The sequence below is a fragment of the Veronia nyctiphanis genome, assembly GCF_004116385.1.
Classification (GTDB): domain Bacteria; phylum Pseudomonadota; class Gammaproteobacteria; order Enterobacterales; family Vibrionaceae; genus Veronia; species Veronia nyctiphanis.
Genome location: NZ_PEIB01000004.1, coordinates 212863 through 236607, shown reverse-complemented (window position 1 = coordinate 236607; position 23745 = coordinate 212863). Strand labels below are relative to the sequence as shown.

Here is a 23745-nt window from a genome sequence, read left to right as displayed (position 1 = left end):
AAAATGAGCGACTTCACGTGTCTTGAGTGTTCGGCTTTTTACTTTTGATCAACATAGATTAAAGCGTCGGTATCGAAGCCTCGTGATTTGGCCTGGGCAACAAATTTATCAAGGATGTCCTGAGAAACGTGTGGGGTTCGGGATAATAACCAAAGGTAGTCAGTATCAGGGCCTGAAATGAAGGCATACTGATAGTTTTCTTCTAGCTCAAAGATGACGTATGAGCCGTAGAAAGGGCCGAAAAATGATACTTTTAGGTAACCTTCCGACTCAGTATTAACAAAATAAGCCTTGCCTTCAGCTTCTTGCCATTCATTATCTTTATTTGAAAAGCCTCGGTTTATGACTTTCACACCGCCATCGGGTCTGACACTGTAAGTGGCGGTGACCTGACTTAGCCCTCGCTCAAAGGAGTGATCTAAACGGGCAATTTCAAACCACTTGCCAAGGTATCGGTCGAGTTCAAAACTATCAATGGGAGAGACTTTCTCAGGCATCCCCAAGCAACCGCTTAAAAGAGAAGCGCTGATGAATGTGAGGAATTTTTTCACTGAAATCTCCTTTCTGCACTGTTATTAACGACTCAAGTTTCTCACAGAATGTATTTTTTGCGTATTACTAAAAACACCTTTATGTCGTTCTTTTCTGCGAGTAAAACTCAAACTTAATAGCATGTTAAGTTTGAGTATTCAGGGAATCGCAAGGAACTCAGCCATCAATGATGGAATTGAAAAAGGCACAGTTTTACCCTCACCGTTTGTTCACATTGACTCCTTTAATTCGCTGACTGTTCCCTCATCAGCGTTCACCATTAAGGTCATATTGGGATAAAAACTGCCAAAGCTGTTCACTTGTGTTGAGACTATCGGTGCTCTGGGTAAACCATATATGTTCGCCATCGTTGATCTTGTAATGTTCAACGGCGATACCATTATTTTCATTTACATATTGTGAATATTCGATATTTCCATTTTGACGGATATTCGCAGGCGCAATACCTGTACCGTTAAACTGGATCCAGTGATTTAGGACTGTCTCAACAGAGTTCCAATCGCCGTCTCCTTCATAGGGGATAACGCTGTCTTCCGTACCATGAAAGATAATCACTGGGATTGGACGTGATGGATTACAGGTTCCATCGAGCATAGTGCCTGATACAGAGCCAATAGCGGCAATCTTCTCGCTCAGTTGGCAAGCGAGAGCATAACTGAACATACCGCCATTAGAGTATCCGACTGCGTATATTCTTTCAGAGTCTACTGTGTAATTCTCTGAGAGTTGTTCAATCATCGCGCGGACAAAGCCAAGGTCGTCGGCATTGCTCTTGTTATCAGGTCCCGGAAGGCTTGCATTCCAATGACTCACTCCGTTCAGCAAGCTGCCCTGCGGATATACAAGAATAAACGGCGCAGATTGAGCTTCTGGCCTCATGTCTGCTTCGATTATGTATTCCAGAGCCCTTCCACCATAACCGTGAAAATTTAGCACCACGGGTAAGGCGGTTTCACTGTCATAGTTGTCAGGCAAAATGACAGCGTATTCTCGGTTAACACCATCATGGGTTAGAGTAAAACGCTTACTGCCAGACGCGACCTGTTCGCTGCCGCCACCTCCACAGCCAGTGATTAAAGCGAACGCCAAAAGAAAAACAAAATATACGTTTCTATACATGATGATTCCTTGTCGGTGACGATGAGGAGTGCTGCCGTTTGCCAGTATAAACAGGGTTCTGACAATAATAATTGAATTACGACGATGAAACTGTCTGCTTTTGGCATCACTCTGAATGAAATGACATTTACATATGAATCAATAGAGGCGCCTAGAAATGCACAACACAGATACGAACCCCTCTTCGTTCAATAGACATTTGCTCTTTTAGCGACCTCAGCAGCCAGTGCTCTAAACAAAGCCTGAAAAATCAATGCGTGTAGATACTCGCAAATTTTATCCATGAATTATTTAGTAACGACCGTGGGATTTATATTGTTCTGGGTAAACTATTTGCAGCAGGAGTAAAGAGACGTGTCTAGTGTTATGTACAAAGAATATGCAAGTGAATACGATGTGGCTATTCAGGGGAACTTGTATAATGCGAAATTCGAACGTCCGTCTTTACTCAGCCTTCTCACTGAACTGGAAGGTAAAAAACTTCTCGACTTAGGTTGCGGTCCTGGAGTGTATGCTCAAGAGCTTATCTCACGTGGCGCATCCGTCACAGCCATCGACAACTCTGAAGATATGATTGAAATAACACGAGCCAAAATCGGTAGCAACCACAAGGCTTATGTCCAGGATATTTCAATAGGTCTACCAAATGAAAAAAGTGGCGAGTTCGATGTGGTCATTTGCCCGCTGGCCATTCACTATTTGAAGGATCTCAACCCGTTATTCTCAGATGTCCGGCGTGTATTAAAGCACAATGGTCAATTCATTTTTTCTACCAATCACCCCAATGTTGATTTCAGAAGCTCCCCTTCTGGTGACTATTTTGCGACTGAAGAAATCAATGAAGAATGGCACACATTAGGAAGGCCAGTACCGGTTACTTACTATCGAAGACCAATAAGCGCGCTGGCTGGGTCAATTTCTTGCTCAGGTATGGTTATTTCAAACATATTTGAAGGACTGCCCACAGAAGAGCTGAAAAAAGCGTCACTAGCAGTGTTTGAAAAACTTTCAACAAAGCTAAGTTTTATGTTCTACGTGTGCAAACTGGCTTGAGAACGCATAACACAAACACGGCTCCTTCGAATTGGGGTATTAGTTTGCAGCAGGCCCAAGCTCATTTAATTAGGAATAGATTAGTATGAATAAAGTAAAAGTCATTGCGATAAGTGGCGCTTCTGGATCCGGTAAAACTTCGGCTGTGAAGATGTTATCCAATTACTTCCAATGTCCATCTTTGTATTTTGACGAGCATGTTGAAAAAGACACTTACCCAGTGGACATGAAGAAGTGGTATGAAAATGGCGCTAATGTAAATGAATTTAGAACGCCGAATATGATCTCATCGCTTCGTGGTTTAATAGATTCGACACATCAGTATATTTTTGTTGAAGAACCATTTGGAAGAGAACGCAGCTGTATTTTACCTTTAGTAGACTACGTAGTGTTACTCGATCAGCCGATAGAACTGTGCCTCTCACGTGTAGTAAAGCGAAGTATAAAACGCGGGTCTAAAAACTTGAATAGTTCACTGTTGACGTATTTAGATAACTACGAAGATCACACCAGAGATATTTATATTGAGACAGTAAATCAAGTCCGTGAAAATTGTGACCTTATCATTAATAAGCCTTACTCAGTAGAAGAAACCGCCGAAATTATTGCTCATTGGTTAGAGAGCAAATCTAGCTAACTAGCCGGCCCATAAGAAACAATCAATCTCATAAGAGTTCACCATTAGCTTGGAGTTAGCATCTAATGATTAAGATGAAACCAAATTATAATATTCATGAAGACATGTATGTCGAAGCTCGCCAAGCAGGATGGGATGGTTGGGGTGGCAATGAACGTATGGCTAAAGCAACTTTAGTCGATCGCTTTCTAGAAATAGTTGATCGGCCACAGCAAGGGACCCTGCTAGAGCTGGGGTGCGGCGAAGGTCATCATTGTCGAGGTTTCTCTCAGCTTGGCTTTGAGGTGACAGGTATCGATATTTCGACGACAGCAATTAATTGGGCAAAAGAAAAAGCAGAAGCGGCGGGAATTAAGGGTAATTATTACGTTGCTGATCTAACGACAGAATCGCTTGAGCTACCCAAGAGGTATAATGTTGTGATTGATGGAAATTGCTTGCATTGTATTATCGGTGAAGATAGGTCCATAGTCTTAAACCATATTAACCGTTCACTATTACAAGATGGGATATTTTTTATCAGTAGCTTGTGTTCTAAAGATGATAATAGCTATGAAGCTTATAGAGATAACCTCCCCTACCGTCATATTGCTTCTCAAAAAAGCCTAATTGCTGAATTAGAATGCGCGGGGTTCCGAGTGGTAAATACGACTGTTTACGACCGTGAAATGTCTAACCACATTACTATACATGCAGTAAAAGCTTAATCAGATTCAGTAACACCCTAATACCTCCCCCATTTAAAATAAGGAGCTGAACAGGCCTTCTGCTTTCCATACGTCTTTTGCTCCACTCCCTAACAGGCACCTGCTTACCACACCCCAGAAAACACAATGCGTGTAGACACTCGCAACTTTTAACGATGAATTAGATTAGACAAAAAGTAGTAATTAAATTTTATATCAAAGGCTTAATTCGCCTATGAATTTTCAACATAAATGAACGGTGGTATTCGTGAAAAAGAAAGTTGGTCTGTCTTTAATGTTACTAAGCTCATCAGTGTTTGCAATTCCAACCATTTTCGAAATGGAACTTGGGAAAATGACGGAAAAAGAGTTGAAATCAATTTACAACGTGAAGCACGCAGGTACAAATAAATATAATAACGGAAATATGTACTCTATTCCGGTGTCATCTTTCAACGTTGAAGGGCTTAAGGAAGTCACCACAGTCTTTAATACAGATGGTAAATTAGTCGCAGTACTATCCACACTACCTCAGAGTAAGTTTGATGAACTCAACAAATCTCTAAGCGAGAGCTATAAGTTATTTATCGAAAAAATCCCATTTATGGGTAACAAAAAAGTAGTCTATCGAGATGGTGAGAGAGAAATATCTCTAGAAGCACCATTTATGAGTTTTGAAATGTCGATGAACTACATCAACGATGATTTCATGCGGCTACTTAATCAACAAGGCCGGGCTTCTAAAACGAAGGTAACACTCCCAGACGGTTCAACAGACGTCGTCGAATGTCCTGCGGGTTCATCATTTTATCGTAAGGGTGAATATGATTACGGTTGTCGCTAATTAGAGTTCAACAGCTCAGTGGAAAATTTTTACTAACTGGGTTTTCTGCTGACTTGTCGCTATCAAAAACGGCAAGAACTATTTCCTCCATTCGTTTCTCAACTATCCAGCTCATCATATGAGTTGGAGACGTCAAGATGTCTACGTACCGGTAGACGTTTTCTTGAGTGGTTTATTAGTATAAATCTGTTTATTTACAGCATTTTAGATAGTGGTACAGTAGAAAGCCTGAGCCAAATAAGGCGACATATTTTAACGTACCTTCATTTACTAAACAGCATGTCATTTGCATTGGAGAAGTCATCGAAAGTGTGTAAGACGCTCTGGAGCTTTATGTATTGTTTTGCGTTTATTGAGGGTGATTATGGAGGTTAATCGTTATGGGAAAGCAATTTTCAGAACTCTCTGATAAACATGTAGAGTTTATCGAAAAGCAAAAAATCTATTTTGTGGCGACGGCAGCGGAAAGTGGTAGTGTGAATTTATCACCGAAAGGTGGTGACTCTTTGAGAGTGATCAACTCAAAACAAATCGCATGGTTGAATCTAACGGGCAGTGGCAATGAATCTGCGTCACATGTTATTCAAAACCCGCGAATGACGATAATGTTCTGCGCATTTGAGGGTTCACCTTTGATCCTTAGAACATATGGTCAGGCAACAGTTTTGCATGCAAAAGACCAAAGGTGGGATGAGTACGCGCAGCTATTTCCTGAGAGTGTTGCGACAAGGCAAGTCTTTATATTAGATATCGATATGGTTCAGACCTCTTGTGGCATGTCAGTACCTTATTTTTCTTATGAGAGTGACCGAGACGACTTAGTTCGTTGGTCAGACAAGCAAAGCTCTGAAGGTATCGAAAAGTACTGGCTGAAAAAGAATCAAAAAAGTATCGATGGCTTTGAGACTGAAATTGCATCAAGGTCTGGATTGCTTGAAGAGTAATGAGCATTCTTTTGTTTGCCACACGCAAAATTATCAAAGGTGCAGTTTGGTAGCGTTATATTATCAAGATGGGTCACTTCGAAGACAGTGATCAACGCTAAGTAGGCCAGGAATGAGCTGGCCCTTATCCTCGCCTACGTCTTTTGGGAAGTCTTACATCGAACTTATCTTCAATACCCAATGAAGTACTATTACCCTAACTGCGCATTTTTTAATATAAACTTCACTACCTGCCATCGAAGTAGCGTTGTACCGATATTTCGATATACACCAAACCTTTCAAAGCTAAACCTACTCCCTCTGTTTCTTGGCGTGTAGACGCTCGCAAATTTCCTTCTCTAGCTGCTTTGTAGGAGCCTCAACAATTATATTGAACGCTCTGTAATTATTTTTTTGTTCTTTGGTTAGGGGTTTTCTGAGTATGAATGTTAGAGAGATTGAAATAGCGGATATCGCTGATATTTTTTCGTTGATGCAAGCCAAGGCTAAGTTTGATGGTCGACCAGAGTCCTTAAAATTAGACGAGAATAAAATCGAAGAGGTTTTCTTTTCAAACTCGCCTAAAGCCAAAGCAATTGTCGCAACGATTGATGGCAAAGTTATCGGTATTGCAACGTATTACGACATATTCTCGACGTTTATTGCCAAGCCCGGGCTTTGGTTGGATGACTTATACATTGACGAAAGTCATAGAAAATCAGGTGCAGGCAAGGCTCTGGTAACAAAGCTATGCCAAATTGCTAAAAGTAACGGGTGCGCTCGTATCGATTGGATCGTGGCTGACAACAATAAGAATGGAAAAGGCTTTTATAACGCTTTGGGCGCGACTATTTTTGACGGCATTAGGCATTCAAGGCTTGATGAAAGCGCTATTCATCAGCTAGCCGAAAGCGTATGACAATAAACGAAAGCAGAGTTCTTTGACTCTTTTTTTGGGCTATCAGATTCAAGGCCTCGAGAATATAGAGCATGCAAAGGAGTATCGCATTTCTTGATTGTCTATCACGACAAGGACCCATGGGAATTGTTCAAGAACTTTATATAAGTACTTCAATTAAGCCTCAAGACTTAAAGCAACCAAAATCAAGACAGAAAAGAGCGCTCTTATTTTAGAGCGCCTATCAGTTATTTATAACTTTTCACCCATTCCAACGCTTTTGCCTCATGTTCTTTCACAAAACTATCTTTGTATTCACAGTAAAAATCATTGTCGTTATTACACAACCTTGCGCCCTCTTGTTTCACCTTTCCATATTGTTCAGCAATATCGGGAAAAGCTCTGAGGTAATCACGAAATGCAAGGTGTCTATGAGAACCCTCTGAATCGGCCAAGAAGGCATGCATTTGGTGACTGCGTTGTGCTCCACCTTTCTGGAAGTAACGTCTGCCAGGAATACCAAACTCGCCCTTAGCAAGGTAGCCAATCGTCGCTATTTCGTCGGTGTCTTTATCGAGGACATCAAGGCTGTTGACTATCAATAGAATATCGATAATCGGTTTTGCGCAAAGCCCATTAACCGACGTGCTACCAATATGTTGGATATCAACAATGTTACTCACTGTCAGTACAGATTCTATTTTCGACCTCTCTTCTATAAACTCTGTTGGCCATTCCTGACGGTAATTTACGACTTCAATAATGCGCTTCGACATGTTTTTCCTCGTTTACTTTAGACTCAGATTAACGTCTTAATAGGTTTTACCAGTCTGATTCTCTTCACAACGCCCTGAAGACGTAAACAGGGGTTTAGGTAAATCTGAGGCGGCCGCACAGAAAACACCATCCTTCCGATTGATTCAAATGCTCATAAAAAGTTTTCGGCTGATTACACATTTAACGTCAACGTCGACAATGTTGACTGCGCTTCCGCGACTGAGTAAGCACAACATTCCGTTACGTAATATTTTTTCGCTGATAGCGATAATTGCTTTATTATCAATGCTCAGGTTTCTGGTTTAAGGGATGAAAGATGAAAAAGCCTCTCTCGATAGTCGCACTAATTGTCGCTTTGGCAGGTTGTGAAGATGCGAATAAGATGATTGACCAAGCACAGCAGGTTGCCAATGATGCTGTGGATACTGTTCAAGCCAAGATGGAAACGGTCGATCTAAGTGGATTGAACTTAGATCATTTAACAGACGCCTCAGAGTCAGCTGCATCTCTTCTGATCTCGGTTGAAAACATCATGAATACGGATTTTGGTAACCCTGCTGATTTGCTCAATACAACAAATGATATTGCTAATTCCTACAGCTGTTTAGTCGAAGTATCGTCTGAATCAACCGCAGACCAAGTTATCAATAGTATTGTTTCTAATATCTCGAACCCAGATATTATTGCGTTAATTGATAAAGGAATTGAAAAAGCAAAAGAAGTAGAAGTTTGTGTCAGGTAAATTATTTAATTCCAGCCCTATTTGGGCTGGGCTTATACTTTTGGTATTGATGATACGCTTTATTAATAGAAAAGATATTTGACACTATTCATTAATTCTCAAACAATTTTTCGATTAGACACTCTTTATTACCTGGCATTGCAATAAACAGCCTGACACCGCTTATGGCCGTAATGTATAAAATTGCTTAACAAACGCAACCTGGTGAATAATGAATATATGAAAAAATATCGATTTCTCGTCATTTCCGTTGCTCTTCTAACTGCTGCATGTAGCAACTTTTCAACCCGCTACACTCCTAGAGAGACAAAAGAACCGCTTCACTTACCTGACAACTTAGTGACTAAAAGTGACATTAAACAGGTAGATTGCTCCTTTGACACAAAACCACATTGGCCCACTGTGACATGTGGCGAATTACAAGTTCCCGAGGATTACTTAAGCACTTCAGGTAATACCGTCACTTTGCCTTTTGTCATTTTGGGCGAAATCACTGAGGGTGGACCTTATCCATTACTGGTCGCTGGTGGGGGCGGTCCTGGTGGCGCTTTGGGTATTTCGCCAGATGACCCTTACTTCATTACTGAAGAATATTGGTATCCTTATTACTTACCAACCCTATCTGTAGAACGGCCGCTAATTCTGATTGATAATCGTGGGGTCGGAAGTTCTCAACCGAATCTGAACTGTGGAAATTTTGAGCCTGTTCTCAGCGATTTAATTGAGCAACAACCTACATTTGACGAGTCGTTGGATATATACAGGAGTGCAGTAACAGATTGTCGCGACAATCTTCTGAGTAACGGAGTGGACGTTAAACAATATAACGTCATCAATGCGGCGAGAGACATCAATGAGTTACGTAAGCTGCTCAATATTGAGCAATTAAATCTTTGGGGACAGTCTTACGGCACACGCGTTGCGCTGATGTATGAGCAGCTATTCCCATCAAAAACACGCAGTATGGTCTTAGATGGTGTTTTCCCACTGACCACAAAATCATACGAACAAATGCCAGCCATTTTGTTCGAGACGTTTGAGAAAGTTTTTGCACAATGCAGATTGAATGATGCCTGCAAAGACCGCTTTGGCGCTAATCTAGAACAAGAATTCATCAATTATCTGAGTGAATTGGAAAAGGAGCCTTTACCGATAACGGTGGAACATCCATTCACCCTCAAAACAATCGAAATAAAGCAACGCCAGAAGTCATTATCTCTTCGGTCTTCAACATACTCTACGTTAGCGAGTCTATCGAAAAACTGCCATCGAGGTTGCATGCAATCATAAATGGAGATCAAAACCAGTTAGTAGAGCTGATAGAAGAGGAATATCTTAATATCGATTACCTAACGTTCCTCGATGAAGGCGCTTATTATTCCTACTCTTGCCATGATGAAGTGCCATTTTTTGATCGAGGTAACGCATACTCCGAATCACAACGACATCCTTTTCAAAAGTACATGATGAAAAATCTTATTGAACTGGATTTAATGAATTGCGATGTCTGGGACATACCTCATGCGCCAAAGATAATCAAAGAAGAAAGGGAAATAACGACGCCGATGCTATTACTGTCTGGTGAGTTTGATCCCGTTACGCCTTTCTCTTGGGCAACCGAGCTTAAGTCTCATGGAAAAACAGCATGGAGCAAGGAATGGAAAGGAATATCACATGTCGTAAGTTGGTGGTCAGACTGTTCTGGTGAAGTGGCAAGAGATTTTCTTGAAGCCCCTATTTAGATCCTTTTATTGCTGATTGTGTGAATGACGAAAGCGAATTTCGCTTCTCAATTTATTGATCTATTCAATGAGTCAACATCAAGAAAAAAGCCCACGAATGTGGGCTTTTTGTCGATTTGACACTCAGTACCTAGATTCGGATACCTTCTACGTTCAGCTCGAGCTCAACAGTTGTTGATGCTGGGCCTAGGTTTGTATTGATACCGTAATCTTTAAGAGCAATGGTGGTTTTACCCAAGAAACCACGACGATAGCCACCCCAAGGGTCTTTACCTGCGCCGATGTGGTCAACATCAATGGTGACTGGCTTCGTTACACCGTTCAACGTCAGGTCACCCGTCATTGTCGCTTTGCCATCGCCAAGGTCTTTGAACGAGCTGCTCACAAACGTGGCTTGAGGGAATTTAGAAACATTCAGGAAATCTTTACTGCGCAGGTGCTTATCACGCTCAGCATGGTTTGAGTCCACGCTTGAGGTATCGATGTTTACTGTCACTTTTGATGCACTTGGGTTCTTCTCGTCATAGCTGAACTCACCATCAAAAGTGTTAAAACGACCCACTAACCAACTGTATCCAAGGTGCTGAATACGGAACTGGACAGAGGCATGAGAACCACGCGTATCAATTTTGTAATCGTCAGCCAATGCATTTGGTGCAATAAATGAAGAAGCTAAAAGTGCTGCTGGCATTAGCGTCGCTAAAAGGCGTTTTTTCATAACAGAGTCTCCGTTCAATCTTTTCGTCGTGTCATTACGAGTTACGTTCGCATCATGCTTTTCCGAGCATGCGCTTTAATGTGTCGTCTTTATCTAAAAGGTGGTGTTTCAATGCGCCGGCTGCGTGAAGCACAGCCAAAGCAATAATCGTACAAGCGGCATACCAGTGAATCAGACCGGCAATATCTTCCTGATTTTCAATTTCGGTGATTGTTGCTGGAATATCTATGATTCCAAACACACTTATTGCTCTGCCGTCTGCGGTTGAAATGAGGTAACCGCTGAGCATGACCAAAAAAACTAATAGATAGAGAGCAATGTGCACTTTACTGGCAAGGAGCTTCTCCCACTTCGCATGTGAAGAGATAGGCGCGGGTTTACGAGTGAACACTCTCATCACTAATCGCGCGACCATCGTCATAAAAAGTAAAAAACCAATACTCTTATGTAGATCTGGACCTGTTTTGTACCACGGGTCATAGTAAGACAAGTCAACCATCCACCAGCCCAGAGCAAACAAACCGAAGACAGCAGTAGCGACCAGCCAATGAATGGCAATTAATGGCCAGCTCCAATTTTTTTTCTCATTTTTGCCCATTAATCTGACTACCTTGTTCAGCTAGTGATGTATATCCAATACACCGTTGAAAGAAGTCTCATTATATTGAAAGCCTTGTTGACGACATAGGCTTCGCATGCAAACCTACTGTGCATGAACGCACAGAACTTAGACTGGACTGACGTCCACTTCGCCTATCAAGTCGCCAAAAATGGCACACTTTCAGCTGCTTCTCTGGCTCTCGGTGTGCATCATTCCACAGTGTTACGGCGCATAGATGCACTAGAAGCACAGCTTGGTGTCAAACTGTTTCACCGACATGCGAGGGGTTATACCCCCACGCCAGCGGGAGAACTATTGCTGGCAGCTGCAGATAACACACAAAATGAACTAGACAGATTACTAGGCAAACTGCAGACAAATGACGATACGCTGAAAGGATCATTAAAGCTCACTACCCTGTTGGCTTTTTTACCCCCACTCACGCCGTTACTCGCCGAATTTCAAACCCTTCACCCTGAAATTTGTCTTGAAATCGTGGCAACGCCAAAACTTACACGTTTTGAATACGGAGAAGCGCATGTTGGCATTAGGCCGGGGAAAAAACCTGATACGCCTGATTATGTCGTTCAACACTTAAAAAGCCTTAGCACTGCACTCTATGCATCTGAGGGTTACATCAATCGTAACGGCAGAATGAAGGCATTGGATGAGGTTGGTGCTCACCGATTTATTACGGTCGGTAAAAACTTAATGAACGTCGAATCGACGGCGTGGATAGAGAATAACGTGCCAACTGAGCAAATTAATCATCGTGCGCCAGATTTTAACTTTGCAATGGAAATGGCAAAAGCCGGAATAGGTATCGCACCCTGTCACTGTTGGCTTGCTAACAATGAACCGACATTAATTCGTCAATTTGATGCTCCTGAACAATGGAACGCAAACCTTTGGCTGATTACGCATAGAGATTTGCACCACAGTGCAAAAGTACAGGCATTTACGCAATTTTTGAAAAGTAAGTTGCGAGATAAATGAGTGAGGCTAAAAAACAGCCTCCACCCAATAAATTCAATTCAGTATTTCACTGAATTAATGGTTAGCGAGAAAATATTATCGACGGGTTTAGTGAGCTTACCGCTTGCAAGTATTGGAAAGTTACCGCCCTTATTATCTGGGATATTGAACTTCGCATCAGTGAAGCTGCAACTTGCGGCCTTTTCAGTAATGATTGGAGAAACATCTAAACATTTTTTAAAATGTGTCAGCTTCCCGTCTTTCATTCGACTATAAGCTAGCCCACAAAATTTTGGATCTAAGTCGTAAAGGTCAATTTCTGCCACTTCAAATTCATCTTCTGTTATTTCAAACTCTTCGACAAAAGGCTGTTCACAAACCAAATCTATAGCTGTCGAACTAGCATTGGGAACTCTCCAATCGTCACTGTTCAATATGTCAACCTTTACTTCAGCACCACGTATTTCGGCTAGTTTCCTGTTGGGCTTAAGTATTTCCCACTCGTTGTATGAAGGTATATCTGGCATGGAGTGATCAAGCATAAATGAAGACTTATAAGTAATTTCCTCTCCTGTAGAGATAGAACCATTGGTCTCCCCTTCCCAAACATCAACTTTATTTGCCGCGAGAACGTCTAGGCTATGCTGACATTTATAAGCAATGTCGGAAACACTCGAATATTTTGTCCCACTCATCCGGTTGATTGAAATCGTGATACTGGGAAATTCCTTTTGCTCTAACTTCCATACTTTTGAAGATTTGCTATCGTCTGTGTATTGCCGTTCTATCTTAAAGCCATTACAACTTTTACCACTAAAGCCACTCGCTGAGGTGTTGCCATCGTCACCACCGCCACACGCAGTGAGTAATGTTACAACGGAGACGGCGCCAGATACTTTCTTCATTCCTTCCTCAATTACCGATATAAAAAATCAATATTTGATGAAAAAATACAGCGAAGCCCCAGCCCTAACAATTAGAATAGAGAAGAGTTTGAATTCATAATGAGTTATTCATTGAGTTTAATGAAACTGATTGTTAACGTAATTGCAACGTTAGTTTTTTCTATAGCTTTCGCACTGTTTATTTTAAGCTTTGAGCGTATGTACGTCCCTACAATTCGAGTAGTGCACTCCCTCTGAATTAGACGCCACGCTAGTAAAGTGGAACATTATCAAAAGACCTTTATCATCAAACCTTAGCAAATTTGCGTATCACCTCGTCACCATCCCATTATTTGAAGAAAGAGGTGGACTTTGCCCACCTCTACAGATGACGTGTATTACCACAAGAATAATTGCTCATTTACCAGCTGTTTTTGGGGAATATTGAGCAACGGGGGAATAGTAAGAATCCCGATATTCATATCGTCAATTTCGTATCCCCAAGATGAGATCGCGGCATTAGTCGATAACGACCCGCTTCCTGCAGTAATACTAAAATCGTCTGACACAAAGACGAGTTACTTATTTCCTCAACTTTCATTAGTGAGCTAATAAATCACTTATTTTTTTCTCCATGGCGTCAGACACACTTCGCTGCTTTTGTATATCTCTTGCTACCTCTCGTATTTCAAACGAACTACTCGCATGATTTAACAAAAAGCCAAAAATTATCTCGCGTGTCACCATCGGCGTTGCCTTATCTACGGCCCTCTGTTGTAAGTCAATCATCAGTTCTTGATTGATATATCCATCTTTACCCTGAACGGATAACAATTTCTGCATGACTGACGGGTTTGTCTCTTTCTTTAATGCTTCATTCAGAAGCGGTGCCGAGCTGCTATCGCGACTCAGTATACTTACTGCTAACTCCCTTTCTGAGGATGATGCGCTGTTCAAAAACGGAGAAATTTGCTCACTCAAGTTAGCCGTCGTCGAGTTATTTATCGCAATCAATGTGCGATATGTTTCAGAATCAGATTGAAGCTTTTCGACTAGGAATTCGTCAACTTGGTTGCTTAGTGATGGCGCTCTCTTCCCCAGCACGCCCATATTAATCAGTGCCGTGTTGGCAAGTAATGACCCCTTCTCTTTCATTGCATCTTGAAGTGAACGAAAGGCAACAAGTGTATTCACATCACCCATTCTTGCAATTGATATAGTCGACCTTAAACGGTGTGTTTCTTCGAGTTCATTATCACTAATTAGTTGCGACAGAATCCATTCCCCTTCCTGAGTACCTGATTGTTCCAACGCAAGAATTAACACTGATTTTTCTTTATCACTCAGGGAATTGTCGAGCAAAAGCTGCCGCGAAAATCCCGCTCCTTGAAGTACAAGAAACTCACCAAGCTTCTCACTTTACTGATCAACGTGTTTGACGCGAGTTGTGAGAGATTCTCTCTCAGGTTTTCATTTGTTATTGCGGGGGCTTCATCAGGGCGTTCGGTCGCACGAACGAAATAGGCGCTGTTCGCACCAGAGTCAAACTGCTCTGACTGCCAACTCAAAGAAACAGAGTCAGCGACACGCGATGCAAAGGCTTTTTGGCTGATCGCGAGAACGTTTGGGGGATATCTCACCTCACGAGCATGAGACATTTTCATGGTTAACGGGAAACCTGCGTCATCATGAATCATGTGCCAGTCGTCACTTTCACTCAGCACGTCGAGCACACTTTCGTTTTCTGCACTTTCAAGGCGTGTGCGTGTCAACGTTTTGTTATCCAGCCTTTTGAATTTGAAGGTATACATCCCGCCCTCAAGTTGTAGCTGTGTCACTCCCTCTGAATACGACATTTGTGCGAGTAATGGGCGAATCATCGCCAGTGGATGTTTGTCATCAAGCCCAAGCAAGTCCACTTGTGTAAATTGACCATTTTTAAATTGTGTTTTAAATGCCAACGTATCGGGTTTACTATAAACGGCTTCTAATTCGGGCCATTTAATATCGTAAACTCTTCCCAAGTATTGTTCGCCTTGCCTCTGAGGCTTAAGAGCAAGATTAAATCTGTATTCCAATGTGCCAAGTGCCTGCCCAGCGGTACTCACTTCTGAGTTGAAATAAACAGAAAACATTTTTACTTCTAGATTATCGCTTATGGGCGCATTTTCTTCGTTATTTCGTTGTTCGTTTATCGAGGGTGTTTCTACAGCATAGTTTTCAACATTATTACTTCCTTGTGCCACATCATCGTTCATTATCCATTGAATTGTCATGAAAACTGATAATATGGACACGACGAAGACGAGTTTACGTATCATCTCTGACCTATCCTATTATTTGAAAATTAAGGTGGACATTGTCCACCTCAGATTTGTACTGATTATTCCCACAAGAGTAATTCGATATTGATAAGTGGTGTTTGAGGAATGTTGACCAGAGGCGGGATGGTCAAATGGACAAGGTTCTGATTAATAAGCTGCTGTTCCCACACTGTGAGCCAAACATTTGTCGATAAAGATCCGCTGCCTGCTGTCACACTATAATCGACCGCAAGACGAGCGAAACCTTGGAATGGTAGCCATTGCAACATGTTTGAAATAACAGTGGGGAAGGCACCACCTGCACCGCCGTTAAAGTTCGACAATATAGAAGATGCGGTTGTTATAACGCCATCGGCTACTGCACCAATAAGTGGCGCGTTTGCATCTACGACGTCACCTACAACATCTATGCCTGCATTAACAACGCCAAGGCCTGCATCAACGATTGGGTTCGTAATCGGCGCGAGCACATCAAAAATACCTCCCGCGATAGGCGCTACTGCATTTATCGCACCATTCGCAGCCCCCACGGCTGTATTTGTAACGCTAGAAAGCAAATCAGATTTGTGTTTAATGCCGAATTCAATTTTTGATACCACTTTGAATTCATCGAGGTTTATAGTGCCCGCTCCATCAAGGCCCCACTTGGCTATCCACCAATCAATGGTCGTAGACCCCGCACCTTCAACCGTTCCTTTGACTTCTGGTGTCGCATGCGCAAAGAAAAAATCTTCCTTAGAGCCGTTTTCACCTGCACTAAGCCCAATAGAGGTAGTAATCTTAGTATCGATGACAGATTCCAAAGAAAAGTTATCCAATTTCACACTACAGAAAAACGGGTCAAAACAAACTGCCCCGATGTTTAATGCAGGTGGCACAACCTGAACGGAAAACTCTTTTGATACCTGAATCGTTGAGCGCGGACTGCAGCTCGGCGATGTTTCGAATAAGGTTTCATCGTCTACTCTCAGCGTGACTGACGTGTCTAATTCGCCACATGCCGCTGATGATTTTTGTGTCGACTTGGTTGTGTTTAGATCAGTGTTTGCTTCAACGTTTGTTAATACATCGCTTTTTGGTCCAGCGGTAATCCGATATTTCGAGTACGAGTTCCCTGTAAAGTTGCCGTCGCTGAGCATGAAGCCACCGGCAATAACTTGCCTATCAAAGTGTTTAAGAAGGCCATCCGCCTCACCAGAAAATGTCTTGTTCAGTTTATCCATTGCATTGAATGTGTTTGGTTCAGCGTTTACTCCGCTGTTATAACTGCACAAAACAGCAACCAGTGCCGCTGATGTCCTTATTCTCGCTGTCAGATTCATATATTCCCCTAGTGCATCTCATTTTTATTGTTTCCACTTTAGCTAGCAGTACGCGCCCATTTATTAAGTGGCAGGAGAAAACCTATAATACATTGTTTTATATATGAAAAACTAGCATGCAATATTTCCAATAAGTAAAAAAACATTAAACATTAGATACTTAACTTTGCTGGCTCAAAAAAGAGAATGACTGTGAAATGGTTTAGTTATCATTAACATTCGAAGGAGTGAGAATATTAATACGCAATTATTTGTTTATAAATCGGATGTTTTTCTCAATTAATAGTCACAAAGTATTATGTATAAAAAAATCAATAAAATTTATTGAATAACTATAGTTGATGGTATTTTTTGTCAAATGTATGACACGTTGCGATTAATTTAAATGATAACGTCTAGTTGCTTTTGTATAAAAAACAATCGTAACCGATAAATAAGTCTATCTATAACAGGGAAAAGTACATGGAAGTTTCAAAAATGACTGGGCTGGAAATATTGCAATCCTTTATCGACGGACAATTACCCGCTCCGACAATTACCCATACGATGCCAATGTCGATGGTAAGCGCGAATGAGGGTCAAGTTACCTTCCATGCAACCGCGAACAACACACACCTTAACCCCATGGGTGGCGTGCATGGTGGTTTTGCAGCAACTGTGTTGGATTCAGTAACAGGGTGTGCGATTCACAGTACACTTAAGGCGGGTATGAGTTACGGCACCATTGATTTAAACGTGAAGATGATGCGCCCTGTCCCTAAGAACCAGACATTAATTGCTGAAGGCAGAGTCTTAAACCTGTCAAAGTCGTTAGGTGTCTCAGAAGGCACGTTGAAGACAGAAGACGGTAAATTATTGGCCACAGCGTCGGCGACCTGCCTGATCATCACTTGATATAGAAAACTCACTGACGTATCGGATGGTAAAACCGATTCAAGCAAAAATGACGGCCGGCATTTCTATCAATTCGTTCATCCCATCAGGCAATGGTCCGTGTTTTTATTGTATTGAATCGGTATACAATACCGGATTAAAGTCATGGACCGAATTAAATGGACACCTCCCGACGTCAGTTTATTAAACACTCAGCTTTCCTCTCCGCAGCCTCAATGCTTCCTGCGTGCACTCTCATCAAAAAAACTGATGACAAAACATCTTATGTATACGATTTAACCTTAGAGCCTGCGGTTGCCGAGCTGGTGCCCGGATATCAAACGTCTGTTCTCGGTTTTAACGGAAAAATTCCTGCGCCAACCATTTATTGTCGACAAGGAAAAAAAGTCACCATAAGAGTTACCAATAAGCTTGATGAACCCACCACAATTCATTGGCATGGGCTTCGTATACCTGTTGAGATGGATGGCGTTCCTTTCCTTAGCCAAGACCCGATTATGCCAGGTGAGACTTTCACCTATGAATTCACACCACCAGACGCGGGGACGTTTTGGTACCACCCACACATGAACAGCGTGAAGCAACTGGGAATGGGGTTAGTGGGGATGTTCATCATTGAGGAAGCTGATCCTGTGACTTTCGATCATGATCAGGCATTAATGCTAAAGCACTGGCACCTCGACGCTCAGGGACATTGGAAAGACCTTATGATCCCACGTTACAGCGCCAGAATGGGTACGCCCGGCGAGTGGTCAACCGTTAATGGCGTTCACGAGCCGACGTATTACCTCCTTGAAAACGGAACCGTGAGGCTAAGGTTAGCAAATGTCGATAACACGCTGACCTACCCAATTACTGTCGAGAATGCTGACGTCTGGGTTGTGGCGATTGATGGCAACCCTATCAAAACTCCTTATCAACTCGAACAGCACAAAGTAAGCCCTGGTATGCGCGTAGATATTGCTTTTATCGCACCAAAAGCAGGGACGATGGTTCATGTAAGGCAAATGAAAGGCCGGTTCGCGTTCCCGCTGTGTTCATTTAATGTCATTACCTCTGCGATACCGGATGGTAAATCATTACCCGCCCTGCCATTAAACCCAGTGCCAAATTTGAATTTAGATAATGCTGAGGCGCTCAATTTTGTTTTTGAATGGGCAGGTGCAGTCAGCCCAGCCGACGCATCCGGTAAAAACATACCAACATTCTGGCTAACAAATAAACGTGCATGGGAAGGCATGAGTAAAGACAACATCCCTGCACCGCTGGCCACACTCGAGCTGGGTAAAACCTATATTTTTTACCTTCGCAACTTAACCCAATATCACCACCCCATTCATCTACATGGGCATACTTTTACCGTGTTGGAAATGAACGGAGAACCGCTCGCTGAGCCTTTTCATACGGATACTGTGCTGTTGGGAAAAAATGGCTACGCAAAAGCAGCATTCGTTGCAGACAATCCGGGAAAGTGGATGTATCACTGCCATGTCATTGAACACATGAAAACAGGCTTGATGGGATACATTGACGTGCAGTGAATTTGATGAGCGATTGAAGAAAGGAATTGCCAGCGTACGAAGCCAAGAGACTTAATTCACGGTGCGAGCTAATTGCGTCATAAACTCAAGAAATCGCCCAAGCATATTCAATAAAGCGCTTATATACGCAGAATTACTTGAAGCAAGATCAATTAATGCCACCACTAATTTTTCGAAGTACATTAAGTTAGTGAAGTAACATCTGATACATGAAATCTGTTAGTTGCCTCGCAAAGCATACGGGCGCATTCTACACCTACCAAGTGACATGTATCCCTGCACATAAGCTTGGTTTTTTCAGACGTTATTTTTTCCTTGGAGCCCTCTCTGCATGCGAGGGCTTTTTTTTTATTACTGATGTTAACCCAACACAAAGTTACTCTACTGTTCCCGAAAGAGGGGTTTATTTAGCTTCAACGCCTTGTTTTGCAATGGTATTAAACGTCATTCAGAGGCTACAAGCTGAGGCTTCGACCACTTAATTATGGCTCTGAGGTTCATTGAAAAGAAAATGACATTGGCAATAATCATTGCAACACTTCCTGTCAAATAGCCAACCGCAACCCACGATGTATTCCCGAACATCATCAATACAAAACCGATCTTGTTCTTGTTACCTATCTGCCAAATGGCAAGAAACGTCAGCACCATTGCCAACCAATCGATACCATAAAATTGTAGATAATCCATCTATCACTCCATACTAGATCGCAGGCATCAGCCCGAGAGAAGTGAAAGATAGTAGCATAGGTAGCAAGCCCCTGAAATTACGCGCTTTCATCACGAACTTATAAGCTCGCACTCAATGTTTTTGTCTGCTTGATACACTGCTGAACTTGACCGAATTCGCTGGTTTTCACGAGGGTTGTTCCATTCCATGACAAAGTCCAACTCGCTGAAGTTGGTAACTGGGAAGCCATCGCATCAGCAAACTTAACGGACAAATCATTCAAACCTTTTGCACTGTAATTGATGTCTGATTCGGTTAATTTGACACCATCTGATACCCATTCACCCGTCGAGGACACGAGAAATAGAAACTCGATAGGGAGAGATGGCATTTCGAACTCAGTTTTTACTTCAGAAATAAATGTCCCATCGGCTTTATACTCAACTTCCCCTTCGAAAGTAGCACTCTCAATATCTGAAGAAACAGCATTGCACTGCCAAACGCCTAACAGATGAGGCTGTGTATCTGCCTTCTTTGTGTCATCTAGCATTGATGCCGACCATGCCATTGGCGAGCAAAAAAGCGCCAATAGGCCCAATGTGGCAGTCACACCATTGTTTGTATTCATAAAATTCTCCAGAGATGACATGCCAGATCGTTGGCCATTACTAGCTCTGTCACCCGATTCCCGGCAAAGTTCATTTATTCCCTGCAATACCAAATAAATAAATCGCAACTTTTTTCACCCCGTTTTTCATGTCAGCCGTTTGTAGCGTTTAACAAAGTCAATAAAGACCAATATTGCGCGTTAAAATCGCTAACTAATAGGTAGACATGATGAATAACACACCAAAGTTTTTCTGCTTATCGCTCACCGTGCTTGCACTCACTGCGTGCACGTCTGAAAACGATACGACAAACGCGACGAAGACCACACAGCCAGAACCGCATGAGGTGATTGACGTGGTTTCTGATGAAAACAAAAAAGGAGACACAAAACTCCCACAGACGCCAAAAGATAAAAAACTTATGGTGCTGCATTATGAATCGGTCGACCAGATGTCGACCATGGCGATCCAAACAACGAGAGTCGGCATTCCTCAACCCATGCCACCTATTATTATCGAGCCTCCTACTTCATCATCAGACAGAGACAACTATCTGCCAACACCAAGTAACGGTGTGTTTCAAACCTCTGTCTCACCGCTTTCAACCTTCTCTGTTGATGTCGATACTGGCAGTTATGCCAATGTACGTAGTTATTTGAAAATGGGCAAAAAACCACCAAAAGATGCGGTAAGAGAAGAAGCATTCATCAATTACTTTGACTATCAATACCCTGCGCCATCAAACAAAAAACAGCCTTTCTCGCTCTATACCGAAGTAGCGCCAGCCCCATGGCATGCAGACAGGCAACTGCTCAGACTGACGCTCAAGGGCTACGATATACCAGCCAATGAACGCAAACCCTCTAATCTGGTCTTTCTTATTGATGTATCGGGTTCTATGAACGAGGCCAACAAATTGCCATTGTTGACCCAAAGCCTGACATTAATGGTTAACCAACTCTCTGAAGAAGATTTCGTCAGTATCGTCACCTATGCAGGCGCCACCCGATTGGCTTTGGAGCCCACATCAGCGAAGAACAAAACCAAAATTCTCAATACGCTGAAATCATTGAAGGCTGCGGGCAGCACCAATGGCGAAGGTGGTATTCAACTCGCTTATCAACAAGCACTTGATGCCAAGATTAAAAATGGCGTCAACCGCGTTATTTTAGCCACCGATGGAGATTTTAATGTTGGTACCACCAATATTGATGCGCTCAAATCCATCATCGAGGAAAAGCGTAAACAAGGTATTTCTTTAACCACACTCGGATTTGGCCGTGGCAACTATAACGATGCGATGATGGAGCAACTCGCTGATATCGGTGATGGAAACCACGCCTACATTGACACACTCCACGAAGCGCAAAAAGTCTTGCAACGTCAGCTAAGCGGCACGGTGCAAAGCATTGCCTCCGATGTCAAAATTCAGATCGAATTTAACCCAGCAACGGTGAAGGAATATCGTCTGATTGGATATACCAATCGACTGCTAAAGGACGAGGACTTCAATAACGATGCCGTAGATGCTGGGGAAATTGGAGCAGGGCATGTCGTCACCGCGTTGTACGAAATGACCTTGGCAGGAAAAGCAGGCCAAATTGATGACTTAAAGTACCAACAAACAAAACAATCAAAGGAAAACAATGGCGAGCTGTTAGAAGTTAAAGTGCGTTACAAACTGCCAGGAGAATCAACAAGCAAGTTGGTCAAAACACAAGTCACCCCTGACCAAATCACTCAAAGTTTTGATAAGGCATCTGATGACTTCAGGTTTGCCAGCGCCGTTGCCGCTTTTGCTCAAAAGCTAAAAGCTAACCAATATCTGACTACGATGAACTACACCGAAATTGCTGATATCGCGAGAAAAAGTCGCGGAGAGGACCCTTTCAACTATCGCGGTGAGTTTGTTAGTCTAGTAGAACTTGCTCCTACCCTTTGATTTTATGACAGAGAAAAATGATGAACAGTTGATGCTAGCTTACGGTAATGGTGACAGCGCAGCCTTTACCGAGCTATATCAACGACACAAAGCGCCGTTATACCGTTATTTTCTGCGTCAGATTTCCTCCTCGGCCCGTGCCGAGGAGTTGTATCAGGAGACGTGGATACGTGTCGTTGATAATCGGCAACGGTATCAATCAAGTGCAAAATTCACTACTTGGGTATATAAAATTGCGCATAATCTTTTAGTAGACGAATACCGTAAAGAAAGCTCGCACACTCACTGGCTAAAACAGGTGCAACAAGAAGAGACTGAAGAAGCCATGACTGACGAATTTTCGGAGGCAAAAAAACGAGCGATAAAAATATGCGTCTCTTCGTTACCTTCTCATCAACGAGAAGCATTTATGTTGAAACATGACTCTGGTTTTTCCCGCGAAGAGATCTGCGACATTATAGCGGTTAAACCAGAAACACTGAAAACCCGCTTGAGGTACGCACTAGATCAGCTCAGGCAGTGCATTTCGCGCAAGCTGGGAGAAGTATGATGGCGAAAGAGTTTAATGATGATGACATCATAGACACGTACAAGAAGCATGCTGATGAGACCCCCACATCACGTCTTGATGATGCGATTTTACGCCGTGCTGCACAGGCGATGGAAAGTGAAGATTCAAATAAACCACGCCAGAGATCAGCGCATCAAACATGGTGGCCCTATGCGAGTCTGGCGGCGTGTCTAGCTGTTGTAGCACTACTTTCTCCATGGCAGTGGACCGACATCAGGCAACCGGAGCAGGTTGATGTTAGTGATGCAACCATACTGACTGCACCCGTTGAAAGCATTCAACATATTGAAGAGTCAATACCGCCAACTCTCTCTGAACAATCGATAAAGATGCCTGAAGTTAGAGCTAAGTCAGGGAAAATGGAGATGCTTGGTATCATGACAGTTGACCCAGCACACGAGGTAGAACCTGCCACAAACCGTCAGCTTAATGAACACATGGAAGAAATTGAAAGGATAAAACAACTACTGGGTGCAGGAAAACGCCAAGAAGCCAAAGATGCACTCGACGCGCTGCTGAGAGAGAACCCTGATATCAACATCAAACTACCTGAGAAATTCCTCAATCTACTGAATGAAAAAGACCCGGAGTAACCGGGTCTTGTACCATTAATTGCATTAATTTTGCTTTAGTCTTAATTTCACGAAAAAACCCGTTATTTCTTCCTTATACACTGTCTACGTCAGGCCAGTGATTCAATTCCACCTCATCCATTACAACGA

26 protein-coding genes are annotated in these 23745 nt (G+C 42.5%); 15 read left to right on the top strand and 11 right to left on the bottom strand.

Annotation, left to right across the window (positions count from 1 at the left end; translation table 11 throughout):
- Positions 1-38 precede the first annotated feature (38 nt).
- Complete coding sequence (locus CS022_RS05945) at positions 39-551, bottom strand: lipocalin family protein (RefSeq protein ID WP_129121519.1); 513 nt, start codon at positions 549-551, stop codon at positions 39-41.
- A gap of 247 nt (positions 552-798) precedes the next feature.
- Complete coding sequence (locus tag CS022_RS05940) at positions 799-1671, bottom strand: alpha/beta hydrolase family esterase (RefSeq protein ID WP_129121518.1); 873 nt, start codon at positions 1669-1671, stop codon at positions 799-801.
- Positions 1672-2037: 366 nt separating this feature from the next.
- Here CS022_RS05940 and CS022_RS05935 point away from each other — a divergent pair, with 366 nt between their 5' ends.
- The 6 genes from CS022_RS05935 to CS022_RS05910 all read left to right on the top strand — a co-directional run bounded on the left by CS022_RS05935 (position 2038) and on the right by CS022_RS05910 (position 6733).
- Entirely contained in the window at positions 2038-2724 is a 687-nt protein-coding gene (locus tag CS022_RS05935) for a class I SAM-dependent DNA methyltransferase (protein ID WP_201746221.1), read from the top strand.
- An 85-nt stretch (positions 2725-2809) separates the two neighbouring features.
- Positions 2810-3361, top strand: a complete 552-nt coding sequence (locus tag CS022_RS05930) for a nucleoside/nucleotide kinase family protein (protein ID WP_129121516.1) — start codon at positions 2810-2812, stop codon at positions 3359-3361.
- A 65-nt stretch (positions 3362-3426) separates the two neighbouring features.
- On the top strand, positions 3427-4068 hold the full coding sequence (locus CS022_RS05925) for a class I SAM-dependent methyltransferase (RefSeq protein WP_235869278.1): 642 nt from the start codon (positions 3427-3429) through the stop codon (positions 4066-4068).
- A 247-nt stretch (positions 4069-4315) separates the two neighbouring features.
- Positions 4316-4891, top strand: coding sequence for a hypothetical protein (locus CS022_RS05920; RefSeq protein WP_201746220.1), 576 nt, complete (start codon positions 4316-4318; stop codon positions 4889-4891).
- A 380-nt stretch (positions 4892-5271) separates the two neighbouring features.
- Entirely contained in the window at positions 5272-5835 is a 564-nt protein-coding gene (locus CS022_RS05915) for a pyridoxamine 5'-phosphate oxidase family protein (protein ID WP_129121515.1), read from the top strand.
- A gap of 421 nt (positions 5836-6256) precedes the next feature.
- A complete protein-coding gene (locus CS022_RS05910) occupies positions 6257-6733 on the top strand; it encodes a GNAT family N-acetyltransferase (RefSeq protein WP_129121514.1) in 477 nt (158 codons plus the stop codon).
- A 227-nt stretch (positions 6734-6960) separates the two neighbouring features.
- Here the strand turns inward: CS022_RS05910 and CS022_RS05905 are convergent, their stop codons facing one another.
- A complete protein-coding gene (locus tag CS022_RS05905; protein WP_129121513.1) occupies positions 6961-7488 on the bottom strand; it encodes a GrpB family protein in 528 nt (175 codons plus the stop codon).
- 317 nt (positions 7489-7805) lie between these two features.
- Here CS022_RS05905 and CS022_RS05900 point away from each other — a divergent pair, with 317 nt between their 5' ends.
- From CS022_RS05900 to CS022_RS05890, 3 genes are all read left to right on the top strand, one after another.
- Positions 7806-8231 carry a hypothetical protein gene (locus CS022_RS05900; protein ID WP_129121512.1) on the top strand — a complete coding sequence of 142 codons (426 nt, stop codon included), beginning with the start codon at positions 7806-7808 and terminating at the stop codon, positions 8229-8231.
- 219 nt (positions 8232-8450) lie between these two features.
- A complete protein-coding gene (locus CS022_RS05895; RefSeq protein ID WP_129121511.1) occupies positions 8451-9521 on the top strand; it encodes an alpha/beta fold hydrolase in 1071 nt (356 codons plus the stop codon).
- The gene (locus CS022_RS05890; RefSeq protein WP_129121510.1) at positions 9506-9973 is read left to right on the top strand and encodes an alpha/beta hydrolase; all 468 of its coding nucleotides are present in this window, start codon (positions 9506-9508) and stop codon (positions 9971-9973) included. The genes CS022_RS05895 and CS022_RS05890 overlap by 16 nt, the downstream gene beginning before the upstream one ends.
- Positions 9974-10103: 130 nt before the next feature.
- On the opposite strand, the gene CS022_RS05885 is transcribed toward CS022_RS05890, so the two are convergent.
- A complete protein-coding gene (locus CS022_RS05885) occupies positions 10104-10691 on the bottom strand; it encodes a YceI family protein (protein ID WP_129121509.1) in 588 nt (195 codons plus the stop codon).
- Between the two features lie 52 nt (positions 10692-10743).
- Complete coding sequence (locus tag CS022_RS05880) at positions 10744-11289, bottom strand: cytochrome b (RefSeq protein ID WP_129121508.1); 546 nt, start codon at positions 11287-11289, stop codon at positions 10744-10746.
- Between the two features lie 114 nt (positions 11290-11403).
- Between CS022_RS05880 and CS022_RS05875 the strand changes: the two genes are divergently transcribed.
- Entirely contained in the window at positions 11404-12288 is an 885-nt protein-coding gene (locus CS022_RS05875) for a LysR family transcriptional regulator (protein ID WP_129121507.1), read from the top strand.
- A gap of 38 nt (positions 12289-12326) precedes the next feature.
- On the opposite strand, the gene CS022_RS05870 is transcribed toward CS022_RS05875, so the two are convergent.
- The 4 genes from CS022_RS05870 to CS022_RS05855 all read right to left on the bottom strand — a co-directional run bounded on the left by CS022_RS05870 (position 12327) and on the right by CS022_RS05855 (position 16797).
- Positions 12327-13172: a hypothetical protein gene (locus CS022_RS05870; protein WP_129121506.1), complete on the bottom strand. Its 846-nt coding sequence runs from the start codon at positions 13170-13172 to the stop codon at positions 12327-12329.
- A 579-nt stretch (positions 13173-13751) separates the two neighbouring features.
- Positions 13752-14477, bottom strand: coding sequence for a hypothetical protein (locus tag CS022_RS05865; RefSeq protein WP_129121505.1), 726 nt, complete (start codon positions 14475-14477; stop codon positions 13752-13754).
- A 17-nt stretch (positions 14478-14494) separates the two neighbouring features.
- Complete coding sequence (locus tag CS022_RS05860) at positions 14495-15472, bottom strand: hypothetical protein (protein ID WP_129121504.1); 978 nt, start codon at positions 15470-15472, stop codon at positions 14495-14497.
- Between the two features lie 62 nt (positions 15473-15534).
- Positions 15535-16797, bottom strand: a complete 1263-nt coding sequence (locus CS022_RS05855) for a hypothetical protein (protein WP_129121503.1) — start codon at positions 16795-16797, stop codon at positions 15535-15537.
- 462 nt (positions 16798-17259) lie between these two features.
- Here CS022_RS05855 and CS022_RS05850 point away from each other — a divergent pair, with 462 nt between their 5' ends.
- Positions 17260-17691 (top strand): PaaI family thioesterase, encoded by a 432-nt coding sequence (locus tag CS022_RS05850; protein ID WP_129121502.1) that lies wholly within the window; start codon positions 17260-17262, stop codon positions 17689-17691.
- Between the two features lie 158 nt (positions 17692-17849).
- Complete coding sequence (locus CS022_RS05845; protein WP_129121501.1) at positions 17850-19232, top strand: multicopper oxidase family protein; 1383 nt, start codon at positions 17850-17852, stop codon at positions 19230-19232.
- A 444-nt stretch (positions 19233-19676) separates the two neighbouring features.
- On the opposite strand, the gene CS022_RS05840 is transcribed toward CS022_RS05845, so the two are convergent.
- Positions 19677-19922, bottom strand: a complete 246-nt coding sequence (locus CS022_RS05840) for a PnuC protein (RefSeq protein ID WP_129121500.1) — start codon at positions 19920-19922, stop codon at positions 19677-19679.
- Positions 19923-20020: 98 nt separating this feature from the next.
- Positions 20021-20530: a hypothetical protein gene (locus CS022_RS05835; RefSeq protein ID WP_129121499.1), complete on the bottom strand. Its 510-nt coding sequence runs from the start codon at positions 20528-20530 to the stop codon at positions 20021-20023.
- 206 nt (positions 20531-20736) lie between these two features.
- On the opposite strand from CS022_RS05835, the gene CS022_RS05830 reads away from it, so the two are divergent.
- From CS022_RS05830 to CS022_RS05820, 3 genes are read left to right on the top strand one after another with little or no spacing between them, the layout of a single operon-like run.
- On the top strand, positions 20737-22452 hold the full coding sequence (locus CS022_RS05830) for a vWA domain-containing protein (protein ID WP_129121498.1): 1716 nt from the start codon (positions 20737-20739) through the stop codon (positions 22450-22452).
- Between the two features lie 4 nt (positions 22453-22456).
- Entirely contained in the window at positions 22457-23002 is a 546-nt protein-coding gene (locus CS022_RS05825) for a sigma-70 family RNA polymerase sigma factor (RefSeq protein WP_129121497.1), read from the top strand.
- Entirely contained in the window at positions 22999-23616 is a 618-nt protein-coding gene (locus CS022_RS05820) for a hypothetical protein (RefSeq protein WP_161569579.1), read from the top strand. The genes CS022_RS05825 and CS022_RS05820 overlap by 4 nt, the downstream gene beginning before the upstream one ends.
- Positions 23617-23745 lie beyond the last annotated feature (129 nt).

Bases quoted from the DNA above. Each gene is read 5' to 3' on its own strand.
- CS022_RS05940 (WP_129121518.1), bottom strand. From the start codon at position 1,671: ATGTATAGAAACGTATATTTTGTTTTTCTTTTGGCGTTCGCTTTAATC.
- CS022_RS05935 (WP_201746221.1), top strand. From the start codon at position 2,038: ATGTACAAAGAATATGCAAGTGAATACGATGTGGCTATTCAGGGGAAC.
- CS022_RS05930 (WP_129121516.1), top strand. From the start codon at position 2,810: ATGAATAAAGTAAAAGTCATTGCGATAAGTGGCGCTTCTGGATCCGGT.
- CS022_RS05925 (WP_235869278.1), top strand. From the start codon at position 3,427: ATGATTAAGATGAAACCAAATTATAATATTCATGAAGACATGTATGTC.
- CS022_RS05915 (WP_129121515.1), top strand. From the start codon at position 5,272: ATGGGAAAGCAATTTTCAGAACTCTCTGATAAACATGTAGAGTTTATC.
- CS022_RS05910 (WP_129121514.1), top strand. From the start codon at position 6,257: ATGAATGTTAGAGAGATTGAAATAGCGGATATCGCTGATATTTTTTCG.
- CS022_RS05905 (WP_129121513.1), bottom strand. From the start codon at position 7,488: ATGTCGAAGCGCATTATTGAAGTCGTAAATTACCGTCAGGAATGGCCA.
- CS022_RS05900 (WP_129121512.1), top strand. From the start codon at position 7,806: ATGAAAAAGCCTCTCTCGATAGTCGCACTAATTGTCGCTTTGGCAGGT.
- CS022_RS05895 (WP_129121511.1), top strand. From the start codon at position 8,451: ATGAAAAAATATCGATTTCTCGTCATTTCCGTTGCTCTTCTAACTGCT.
- CS022_RS05885 (WP_129121509.1), bottom strand. From the start codon at position 10,691: ATGAAAAAACGCCTTTTAGCGACGCTAATGCCAGCAGCACTTTTAGCT.
- CS022_RS05880 (WP_129121508.1), bottom strand. From the start codon at position 11,289: ATGGGCAAAAATGAGAAAAAAAATTGGAGCTGGCCATTAATTGCCATT.
- CS022_RS05875 (WP_129121507.1), top strand. From the start codon at position 11,404: ATGAACGCACAGAACTTAGACTGGACTGACGTCCACTTCGCCTATCAA.
- CS022_RS05870 (WP_129121506.1), bottom strand. From the start codon at position 13,172: ATGAAGAAAGTATCTGGCGCCGTCTCCGTTGTAACATTACTCACTGCG.
- CS022_RS05860 (WP_129121504.1), bottom strand. From the start codon at position 15,472: ATGATACGTAAACTCGTCTTCGTCGTGTCCATATTATCAGTTTTCATG.
- CS022_RS05855 (WP_129121503.1), bottom strand. From the start codon at position 16,797: ATGAATCTGACAGCGAGAATAAGGACATCAGCGGCACTGGTTGCTGTT.
- CS022_RS05850 (WP_129121502.1), top strand. From the start codon at position 17,260: ATGGAAGTTTCAAAAATGACTGGGCTGGAAATATTGCAATCCTTTATC.
- CS022_RS05845 (WP_129121501.1), top strand. From the start codon at position 17,850: ATGGACACCTCCCGACGTCAGTTTATTAAACACTCAGCTTTCCTCTCC.
- CS022_RS05840 (WP_129121500.1), bottom strand. From the start codon at position 19,922: ATGGATTATCTACAATTTTATGGTATCGATTGGTTGGCAATGGTGCTG.
- CS022_RS05835 (WP_129121499.1), bottom strand. From the start codon at position 20,530: ATGAATACAAACAATGGTGTGACTGCCACATTGGGCCTATTGGCGCTT.
- CS022_RS05830 (WP_129121498.1), top strand. From the start codon at position 20,737: ATGATGAATAACACACCAAAGTTTTTCTGCTTATCGCTCACCGTGCTT.
- CS022_RS05825 (WP_129121497.1), top strand. From the start codon at position 22,457: ATGACAGAGAAAAATGATGAACAGTTGATGCTAGCTTACGGTAATGGT.
- CS022_RS05820 (WP_161569579.1), top strand. From the start codon at position 22,999: ATGATGGCGAAAGAGTTTAATGATGATGACATCATAGACACGTACAAG.